12 protein-coding genes are annotated in these 8,914 nt (G+C 57.1%); 7 read left to right on the forward strand and 5 right to left on the reverse strand.

The window, feature by feature from the left end:
• From ACH2EH_RS20920 to ACH2EH_RS20930, 3 genes are all read left to right on the forward strand, one after another.
• Positions 1–219 (forward strand): H-X9-DG-CTERM domain-containing protein (locus ACH2EH_RS20920; protein WP_395144765.1); only part of this gene is annotated, 219 nt, incomplete at its 5' end.
• A 12-nt stretch (positions 220–231) separates the two neighbouring features.
• On the forward strand, positions 232–444 hold the full coding sequence (locus tag ACH2EH_RS20925; RefSeq protein ID WP_395144767.1) for a hypothetical protein: 213 nt from the start codon (positions 232–234) through the stop codon (positions 442–444).
• 66 nt (positions 445–510) lie between these two features.
• Positions 511–780, forward strand: a complete 270-nt coding sequence (locus tag ACH2EH_RS20930) for a hypothetical protein (RefSeq protein ID WP_395144769.1) — start codon at positions 511–513, stop codon at positions 778–780.
• Positions 781–859: 79 nt separating this feature from the next.
• On the opposite strand, the gene ACH2EH_RS20935 is transcribed toward ACH2EH_RS20930, so the two are convergent.
• Both ACH2EH_RS20935 and ACH2EH_RS20940 read right to left on the reverse strand, forming a co-directional pair.
• Complete coding sequence (locus tag ACH2EH_RS20935; protein ID WP_395144771.1) at positions 860–1,021, reverse strand: hypothetical protein; 162 nt, start codon at positions 1,019–1,021, stop codon at positions 860–862.
• A 69-nt stretch (positions 1,022–1,090) separates the two neighbouring features.
• Positions 1,091–1,948, reverse strand: a complete 858-nt coding sequence (locus tag ACH2EH_RS20940; protein WP_395144773.1) for a PEP-CTERM sorting domain-containing protein — start codon at positions 1,946–1,948, stop codon at positions 1,091–1,093.
• A 176-nt stretch (positions 1,949–2,124) separates the two neighbouring features.
• Between ACH2EH_RS20940 and ACH2EH_RS20945 the strand changes: the two genes are divergently transcribed.
• Positions 2,125–2,700, forward strand: a complete 576-nt coding sequence (locus ACH2EH_RS20945) for a hypothetical protein (RefSeq protein WP_395144775.1) — start codon at positions 2,125–2,127, stop codon at positions 2,698–2,700.
• Here ACH2EH_RS20945 and ACH2EH_RS20950 read toward each other — a convergent pair.
• The 3 genes from ACH2EH_RS20950 to ACH2EH_RS20960 all read right to left on the reverse strand — a co-directional run bounded on the left by ACH2EH_RS20950 (position 2,678) and on the right by ACH2EH_RS20960 (position 6,100).
• Positions 2,678–4,102 (reverse strand): tetratricopeptide repeat protein, encoded by a 1,425-nt coding sequence (locus tag ACH2EH_RS20950; protein WP_395144777.1) that lies wholly within the window; start codon positions 4,100–4,102, stop codon positions 2,678–2,680. The genes ACH2EH_RS20945 and ACH2EH_RS20950 overlap by 23 nt on opposite strands.
• A 103-nt stretch (positions 4,103–4,205) precedes the next feature.
• The gene (folE2, locus tag ACH2EH_RS20955) at positions 4,206–5,204 is read right to left on the reverse strand and encodes a GTP cyclohydrolase FolE2 (protein WP_395144779.1); all 999 of its coding nucleotides are present in this window, start codon (positions 5,202–5,204) and stop codon (positions 4,206–4,208) included.
• 59 nt (positions 5,205–5,263) lie between these two features.
• Entirely contained in the window at positions 5,264–6,100 is an 837-nt protein-coding gene (locus ACH2EH_RS20960) for a 6-carboxytetrahydropterin synthase (RefSeq protein ID WP_395144781.1), read from the reverse strand.
• Between the two features lie 72 nt (positions 6,101–6,172).
• Between ACH2EH_RS20960 and ACH2EH_RS20965 the strand changes: the two genes are divergently transcribed.
• The 3 genes from ACH2EH_RS20965 to ACH2EH_RS20975 all read left to right on the forward strand — a co-directional run.
• Positions 6,173–6,769 (forward strand): nitroreductase family protein, encoded by a 597-nt coding sequence (locus ACH2EH_RS20965; protein ID WP_395144783.1) that lies wholly within the window; start codon positions 6,173–6,175, stop codon positions 6,767–6,769.
• Complete coding sequence (locus ACH2EH_RS20970) at positions 6,766–8,046, forward strand: hypothetical protein (protein ID WP_395144784.1); 1,281 nt, start codon at positions 6,766–6,768, stop codon at positions 8,044–8,046. The genes ACH2EH_RS20965 and ACH2EH_RS20970 overlap by 4 nt, the downstream gene beginning before the upstream one ends.
• A gap of 66 nt (positions 8,047–8,112) precedes the next feature.
• A partial coding sequence (locus tag ACH2EH_RS20975; protein ID WP_395144785.1) for a sugar phosphate isomerase/epimerase family protein occupies positions 8,113–8,914 on the forward strand: 802 nt, incomplete at its 3' end.

Here is an 8,914-nt window from a genome sequence, read left to right on the forward strand (position 1 = left end):
CCAGCGGAGACTATGAATATTGGGGATGGCTTTACGGGCCGCATTCCTGCGGGTGGCTACGGAATCACGTTTGGCTGTGAGACTATTGACCGCCACCAGGAGGGTGCGAACTATACCTTCCTCGATGGGCACTCCAAGTACCTCAAGGGGAATGTTGAGCGCTACCTCGCCCAAGATGCAGGTGTCTGGTTTGAGAAGTACTTGACGTACTGGAAATAGGATCATAGAAACATGACGCACTTCACTAAACGCGGAGCACTTGCCCTAATGTCGCTGGTGTTGCTTGGTGTCCTTCTCGTCACGGGATGCTCCAAGTCCGAGCCGCCCAGTGATCCAGGATACTATACCGGCCCTATGGAAAGTAAGAACAAACTTACCGGCGGGCCCGGTGGAGCCGCGGGAGCCGCTCCCGCGACCAAACCGGGTAAGGGTGCTCCTCAGTAGGTTCGTGTAACATCCAGATTGGACCCGCCTGCGAAAACCAGGCGGGTCGCTTTGTTTGGAGAGGAAATGATGGCGGAAGTAAAAGAAGCACGTACGAAAAAGACAATGGATCTGAAGGTTCTCTTTTTGATTCTTGGAATTATGGGCCTGATTGTCCTCATTATTAACCTGCCCAGAGAAGCGGAAAAGCCCGAGGTTGGCTACTATACAGGCCCTAAGTATAACTTCCGAAATGGCCTCTTTGTTGATGGAAATGGTAAGGTCGTTCCTCCTCCACCCGGTGTACAGGTTCCGGAAAAGAGGGAGTTGAAAAACACAGCAAAAGAAAATGACTGAGCGTTGTTTATGAGCCTATAAGCCTAAGGCGCGATCTTGAGCCGATAGATAGGCACTGGCTCCGTAACCCCTTTGACGGTCACCGACTCGCCGGCCTCACTGCGGTGTAGTTTACCTGGCGCGTCGGGTGGCCCACCAGCCCAACAACGGCTTCACCGTAGTGTAGCCCCATTCCCACCGCCAGCTCATTTCCGCCCTCAGCCCGCATGGTCTGCGCAACCTGGTGCGCTGCCTGAGCCATTGCTTGCGTCGCCTACACGGCCCCAGTGTACTTATCCAAAATCCCCTGTATCAAAATCCTCGGAAGAAACTACCGTCGCCGACGACGTGCAAGTAGCCCAGCGGCGCCGAGGCTAAGCAAAGCCAGTGTACTGGGCTCCGGAACACTGCCTTTGGGTGTAGGGGTTGTCCTGACGACCAAGCCGATCACGCCCGCAAGGGGAATGAGTGGCAGACCCGCCCGGGCGATTCCCGGAAGGCGTGAGGGGGGATTTAAGAGGCTTGGCTCCTCAACCACCGTGATTGGGGGGGTGGGGATCGCCGGACGGAAAATCGGCTCGATCGGGAGATCCGTTGCCAGAGTGATTCCAGGGGGCGCATCCAGCAAGCCTGGCTCTCGCAGACTTGCTGGTACGGACAAAATGCCGTTCGTGAGAGTGCGGCTTACCTGGGCGGGCGTGGGGCGTGAGCGGAGTATAGGTGCCTTAGGAAGCAGGGGATTTGAGCAGTCCCACTTCAAGATTGGTTTACCGTCCCGGGTACCCCAGATACGAGTTCCCTTTCGGAGAGTTGTTCGTTTGCCGTAGATCTTGCCCGCTTTGGTGACCCCGTAGTTCATGACGCGGGTGTCTTTATCTAGCACCTGTGGCACCAGTGCATCCTGGACGAACTCAATAGTGCGCTCCTCGGGAATACCAAAGTGCCTGGAAAGATTGGTACGGAAAGTTCTGTTGGTTTTAAGCGCCTCCAGCAGAGCCTCCGTGGTGAGTGCAGGGTCGTTGTTGAAACGGTCCCTGCCAGGGCGAACTTGCTGTGAAGGAAAGGCTGGCAGAACGGGGCTCTCCGGGAGGAGGCGCGGGGCAATTCCGTCACTGGTTTGGGCCACGCTGACAACGACGAGCAAGACACCCGTTCCAAGGCTTAGTGTGAATTTTCCCAAAGTTCTCATAATCTACCCCTACAACGTAATTATACTGCCTATGACTGGTTTTGACTTGCTTCTTGTTCACTGAACGGGAAAAAACTAGTAATTCTGCTGTCAAAAACCCGAAAAATTACCTATAGATTTTTTGCTAGGATTGCCATTGGATCATCGCGAGAGAACTCGGGTACTATAGTTTCAGAATGAAACAAATTTTACTATGTGCTTCCCTGGGAGTCGTTGTGTGCTTGGCGGGATGCCGGGGCAGTCGTGGTGTCGAGGGGCCGGGGCTCGATGTCATGGTTCCCCTGGTGACTGCACAGATCGGTGAGACTCTCCTCGGGACACCCTCGCGTTCTCTGAGTAATCCAGCGGAGCCACCGATCCTGGGGGCCGAGGGACGCAACCAAGTTGTGCTCGCTGCCGATGAAGCTGCGTTTGTTGCAATACTCGGGGAGGGGACGCGGGTGCAAGACGTTCGGAACGTTGTTGGCAAGGTGAGTGGAGAGCTCAACAAGACACTGCGCCGCCGAAAACTGACAAGTGTTGCCACAGGGTTCCCCCCGACCTGTACGGATCTAGACGCCTCGCGTACGGTACTTGCAAGTGTCTCCCCCTTTACACTGGAGACGGGTGGCCCGGACGATAAAAGCAAAGGCAAGAGCCAGACACTGCTGATGATACGTCTGGCTTTGATGAATGCCAAAACCGGTCAGAGCCTGGCAATTCGTGAGTTCTACTCAGGCTACACCCTGCTCAAGCCTCGCGCTTCGCGGTGACCCAGGCAAGCGCTTCCTCAACTTGGGAGCGACGATACTCTTGTTTGTCAAACGCACTTTCCATAGCGGGTAGGTGGCTTTTTAAGAACTCCTCGGACTGAGCGAGCTGCTGTTTGAACGATTCGTAGGCAAAACGCGCATCCTCGGCCTTTTGGTTGCGCCGACGGAAAAATGGGTTGTTGAAGGAGTAACTGTGCAACTGAAACCCCGACTCGCGTGCGTGCTCTTCAATATTACGTAGGCTACCTTCGTAGTACGTTTTCTCGGAGAGCGCCTGGTCTATTTGAATCTTAAAGCGCCGAGCTGCCTCCTCGGCTTTCGCCTGCTCTCCTTGGATTAGGGCAATGACCTGGTCAAATATTTGTGACGCTTCACGTCGCGCTGCGGCCGCGACGGTGTGTGCCTCAAAAAGCCCACACTTCTCAATACTCTCAGGGATCGCTGTTGAGGGGGGCAGCGTAATCTCAAGGCCAAGCGCTTTTAGAAGATAGGGCTTTGTCTCATGCGCGGTCTGCAGACGGGTGAGCTCGTAGGCCGCCGCGGACCGTGCCGCCTGTGTGAAACGCTCAATGGTCTGCCCACACGCCGCATGGAGCGGGCCCAGGTCGGGATCCGAGTAGAGGGCGAAAGCACTGGAGGGGCTTTGGTCGAGGGCTCTATCCAGCAGGCTCTGCGCCTCGGAACGCTGGCCCGCCCGAAGGGCATAACGTGCAGCCTCGACCCAGAGAAGCGGCTCACTGTCACCCGTGATGTTCAGAACGCGTTGAATAGACCCCCAGGCATCCCCCCAGCTTCCCAGCTGCGCTTGAAGGTACGCTTGGTGACGGATGGCCGACACGTAGTACGCCGAATCTTGGTTGCCCGCCAGACGTGCCGCATGATAGAAGCTATCAATCGTTGTCTCACGAGGCTCACCAAGCATCCACTGGATCCAGCCGATCTCGAACCAGATCGCAAAATTGCGGCTACCAATAGGGTTTTCTAGCACGCCTTTGAACAGGCGGAGAGCATCTCGCAGCTCCTCCTCACGCTCACGGCCCGTGTACCGGACACCGTTCTTGAGAGCCTGTCGCCCCTGAACCGCCATCTCACGATGCATGGTGTCGTAGGACACACAGAGGCGATCAAATTCCGCTTCCTGTGCCTGTGCCCCGGCAACCAAGTGCTCCCCTTCGGAGATATCTGGCTGGGTAGGCATCCCTAGATTGGTGGCAACATAATGGCTCTCGGTAGAGCCAAGCTGTCCGAGAGCGACACTGGCATGGTACGCCTGGGTCTTCCAGATACCAAGCAACGCACGTGCCGCTTCTGTGGCACTGGAGCAGGTCAGCTCCAGAGCATGCAACTGCTCCAGGAGGCGAGGGGGGGGTTGAGTAGACGGGTCCACGGGGGACACGGACATACGCACGGAATCCTTTCGGCACGACGAAACGCGCAAATTCTGTCTATCTTATCGTGAAATACTGATAAATTCCGCAGGATGTTCCCCCGGACGATTCCCCGTCCTAACAGATCAGACTTTCAAAATTTGTGAATTCTGCCTGAAAACCACCCTCAACGCCTTTGCAGATGACACTAACCGCATCGTGGCTGTGGAGGCTCTCCAGGTGGGCACAGGCGATCTCAAAGTCCTTGATACGCCTATCCGCATCAAAACTTGCAAAGAGGAGCCGTGCCGCGTCCTCGACAAACTTGATGTGGGCACCGTTGAGCTCGGCAAATGCCTGCTCATCCTCGCGCTTTACCATGACCTGAGTCTCTGTCTTGAGTGCGCCGAGGCAGTGGCGCTGGATCTCTTCCACACTCAGGCTTGCCCCCTCTGCCAGCTCTAGTTGTATCCGGGCCTTGGAGCGCTGGCTGTGAGGAATCGCATAGATATTGCGTGTTGCACGGGCGTGTTCGGCCAGCTCGGCGGAGCAGGGGCAGGCTGATGAGTAGACAAAGTCAAAGTGGATAAAGCGGCGCAGAGACCCCCGCGCATCGAGACTGGCCAGGTAGCTGACGGTGTAGTACTGGTAGCCCACCAGACCGCTGCGCAGGCTGGGCTGGAGCATCGGGTAGGAAAAGTCAACTTTGAGCCGGGCGTTGAGGCCCCCAACCTGCGCCTGGTAGCCCTGAAGGATCGTGCCGAGCGTATCGGGGGTGAAGCTGGCGTCTTTGTGTTCGTAGAATGTCCGCATGATCCGGCTCATGTTGATTCCCTTTAGGTTGGCCTCCAGGGAAACAGAGCCCATTACCCGTGCCTCTAGGCACTGGGAAGTACCGTCCTGGCCGACAAAGCGCAGCGGCAGACGAAACCCAGAGATACCGACCTGCTGGATCGGGACATTGGCCCCTTGGATCGCATTGCGCGTCAGAGTCATGTCCGGGAGCGACTCGCGGTACTCGGCTGAGGGAATGAAATCCGCATCGTAGCGCCGCTCGACGAGCGCCAGGGGTGGTTGATCCGAGTCGTGGAAGAACATCCGTGGGGACGGAGTGAGCGAGGGGGTCGGTTTTGACATTTTATTTTCCTCTCTGAAGCCTGCTGGTTGTTTCCGACAAACCGTGCAGGCTAGTTCTATTATAGACCGGTGTACTCGAAAAAGTTGCGATCCGTCTCACGGACGACCACTTTTTGGAGGCGAGCCGGTGCAGGAATTTTATTTTCTAAGTGTCGCCAGATCGCAAGCGTCAGATTCTCACTGGTCGGGTTCGCTTCTCTAAAATCTTCCGTATCGTCGTTCAGGTGCTTGTGGTCGTAGCGCACCATGATCTCGCGCTCCAGTACGGCGTCTAGGGCTAGTAAGTCCACGATCATCCCTGTTGCTGGGTCGGGCTCCCCGATCACGGTGATTTCTACCCCGTAGTTATGGCCGTGGCCCTTGGGGTTGTTGCACTTACCAAAAATTGCGAGGTTCTCACTCTCACTAAGGCCCGGAGCATGGAGCCGGTGGGCAGCGGCGAAGTCAATCGAGCGTGTGAGGGCCACCATGGTGTCACTCTCCTGAAAATCTAGGGTTGCGGAAAGTGTGGGGGTCTCCCACACGGTTATTTTAGTGAGCCGTGCCGCCGGATCCACGAACTCTCGGACAAAGGCATCGGCTAGGAACAAGACGATATTCTCGGTGGTCGGAGGGTGGGTGGCGAAGTGGGGAACCTCGTAGGTCAGGTGCTTGTCTCGCAGGGGCATTATTGCCCGCTTGAGTGCTTTATCCACATCGGTTATATTAACCACCATTCCCGTGCTCTCGTCGAGCTCTCCAACAACGGTCAGCTCTACATCGTAGTTGTGTCCATGCCCCCACTTAGATGCCCACTTCCCGAAGAGTGCCCGGTTCTCCTCATCGGAGCGATCTGGGAACCAGTAGGCATGGGCAGCGGAGAACATTGCCTTTCGGCGCAGAGCAAGTTGGGCCACGATCTATAGGAACGCAAACGGCTGACGTTGGTTCCCGGGAACTCCACGTCTTGATTTGGTTTCCTAAACGGCATGGATAAGCCCACACTCAACGACCACTCCATTCTCGGTGCCTTGCGCCAGCGCTGGAGTCCTCTCGCCTTCGATCCCAAGCCGGTGCCTACCGAGCTGCTGCTCTCGCTTTTTGAAGCCGCCCGCTGGTCCGCATCGTGCTTTGGCGAGGAGCCCTGGCGCTTTATTGTGGGAGTGAAAGCCACAGCCACAGATACTTTTGAGAAGCTCGCGAGCACTCTTGTTGCAGGTAATTCCTGGGCCACCAAAGCGCCCATACTCATTCTTGGGGTCGCGAAGGAGACATTCACCTACAACGGCAGTGAGAACCGGTTCGCCTCCTACGATGTCGGGCAGGCCGTCGGTCAGCTCACCGTACAGGCAGCCAGCGCGGGGCTCTATTTGCACCAAATGGGGGGCTTTGACGCCGCCAAGGCGCAAGAGATTTTCGCCCTTCCCTCGGACTTTGCGCCCCAGTCCCTGATTGCTTTGGGCTATCTTGGCGAGGCGGATTTGCTCGATGACGAGAAGCAGCGCGAGCGTCACAATAGCCCCGTTCGCAAGCGAAAGCCCCTGAGTGAGATCGTCTTTACCGAGTGGGAGAAAGCGGCGTTTTGATCCCGTATTTTGGAATCCGCGTCGTGGATGCCGCCACGGGGCGGGGTGTGCCGCTGGTGGAGCTACGCACCACCAGCGACCTTCGCTTTATCACCGACAGCGCGGGCTGGGTGGCATTTCACGAGCCCGGACTGATGGACTCCAAAGTCTGGTTTGGTATTAAGAGCCACGGCTACGACTATCCCAAAGATGGCTTTGGCTACCAGGGGATTGTGCTCACTCCAAAAGTGGGCGCGACGACGACCATCAAACTCCCCCGTAAGAATCTCGCGGAGCGGCTCTACCGGGTGACGGGCGAGGGGATCTATCGAGACTCACTGCTTCTGGGAAAGCCCATCCCGGCGGGAATTGCGCAGCTTAACGGACGCGTGATGGGCCAGGACTCCGTGCTTGTGGCACTCTATAAAAACAAGCTGTATTGGTTCTGGGGCGATACAGCGCGTCCTGAGTACCCACTCGGTCAGTTCGGCACCTCGGGGGCCACGTCCAATCCCAAAGACAACCCCGACGAAGCGATTCGCTTGCGCTACTTCACCGACGAGAAAACAGGCTTCTCCCGTCCGATGTTCCCGAAACCCAAAGGCCCCGGCCCGGTCTGGATCACGGGACTCGCGGTGGTTGAAAGTGGCGAAAAGCTGGTTTGTTTCTACAGCCGGATGAAGGATCTGGGGACGTGTGTCGAGCGTGGCCTTGCCGTCTTTAACGATGCGAAAACCTGCTTTGAGCCTGTCGCTCAGTTCGACCCCACTAAGCCCGAGCCACTGGCGGGTCATCCATTTCTCCACGAGGGCTGGCTCTATGGCACCTACGACGGCGGGGCGCCACTGCCTTGCGTGCGCGTGCGGCCCACACTCGCGGCGCTGAAAAATCTCAAAAATTTCGAGCAAGTCGTCGAGCCGAAGCTCAACCTGAAAGATGCTCTCACGGGAGCGCCGGTTCAGAACCACGGCGGCTCGGTGTTCTGGAACGCCTACCGGCAGCGCTGGGTTATGATCGTGCTCCAGAAATTTGGCAAAACCTCGAACGTCGGCGAGGTCTGGTACGCGGAGGCGAAAGCTCCGACCGGGCCGTGGGAGCGTGCTGTCCAGATCGTCACCCACGACAAGATGGATTTTTATAATGTCACCCAGCACCCGTACTTCGACCGAGGGCGCTTTGTGTATTTTGAAGGAACCTACGTCAACACGTTCTCCGGAAACCCCGACCCGACCCCACGCTACAACTACAACCAAATTCTCTACCGGCTCGATCTGGAGGAGAAGCGCCTGCGGGTGTAGAAAAAGAGCAGCAGATGTATTTGCGCCCCAGGGCGCGCCAAATTTCACCAAGGAAACAAACGACACATGAAGATCGGAATCTTCACCGCGCTGTTCCACGATCGCCCGATCGAGGCCGCGCTTGATTATATTGCTGAGGCCGGAATCCAGTCCGTGGAGCTGGGTGGTGGTGCCTATCCTGGAAGCCGTCACCTGGATGATTTCGGGGGAGCCAAGGCGCTGATCGGCGACGCGGGCAAGCGCAAGCAGCTCGTGAAGGCCATCGAGAGCCGGGGGCTGATTCTCTCCGCGATCTCCGTGCATGGCAACCCGCTGCACCCCAATAAAAAAATCGCGGACGAGCACCACGAGGTATTTACAGACGCTGTCCTACTGGCTGAAGCGCTGCACGGCGATGGGATCATGCCCCAGGCGACCGTCAATGGTTTCTCTGGTTGCCCGGGCGACTCCGCCCGCGCAAAAAATCCCAACTGGGTGACCTGCGCATGGCCCGATGAGTTTCGCGAGATCTTAGACTACCAGTGGCGCGTGGCCGCCCGCTACTGGCGTGCTCAAAATAGATTTCTGAAGCAGCACGGCGTGGTCTTCGCCATCGAGATGCATCCGGGCTTTATCTGCTACAACAACGACACGCTCCTGAAACTGCGTAAAGTAGCGGGAGATCGTATCGGGGTGAACTTTGACCCGTCGCATCTGTGGTGGCAAGGCATTGACCCGCTAGCTGCCGTTCGTCAGCTCGGTGAGGCGGGCGCACTTTTTCACTGCCACGCCAAAGACACGCGCATTGATCCGCAAAATAGTGGCGTCAATGGCAACTTAGACACGCAGAGCTACGGCGACATCGCCAATCGCTCCTGGGTCTTCCGCT

It is taken from the genome of Armatimonas sp. (genome assembly GCF_043760365.1).
In the GTDB taxonomy this organism is placed as follows: domain Bacteria; phylum Armatimonadota; class Armatimonadia; order Armatimonadales; family Armatimonadaceae; genus Armatimonas.

Bases quoted from the DNA above. Each gene is read 5' to 3' on its own strand.
- ACH2EH_RS20925 (WP_395144767.1), top strand. From the start codon at position 232: ATGACGCACTTCACTAAACGCGGAGCACTTGCCCTAATGTCGCTGGTG.
- ACH2EH_RS20930 (WP_395144769.1), top strand. From the start codon at position 511: ATGATGGCGGAAGTAAAAGAAGCACGTACGAAAAAGACAATGGATCTG.
- ACH2EH_RS20935 (WP_395144771.1), bottom strand. From the start codon at position 1,021: ATGGCTCAGGCAGCGCACCAGGTTGCGCAGACCATGCGGGCTGAGGGC.
- ACH2EH_RS20940 (WP_395144773.1), bottom strand. From the start codon at position 1,948: ATGAGAACTTTGGGAAAATTCACACTAAGCCTTGGAACGGGTGTCTTG.
- ACH2EH_RS20945 (WP_395144775.1), top strand. From the start codon at position 2,125: ATGAAACAAATTTTACTATGTGCTTCCCTGGGAGTCGTTGTGTGCTTG.
- ACH2EH_RS20950 (WP_395144777.1), bottom strand. From the start codon at position 4,102: ATGTCCGTGTCCCCCGTGGACCCGTCTACTCAACCCCCCCCTCGCCTC.
- folE2 (WP_395144779.1), bottom strand. From the start codon at position 5,204: ATGTCAAAACCGACCCCCTCGCTCACTCCGTCCCCACGGATGTTCTTC.
- ACH2EH_RS20965 (WP_395144783.1), top strand. From the start codon at position 6,173: ATGGATAAGCCCACACTCAACGACCACTCCATTCTCGGTGCCTTGCGC.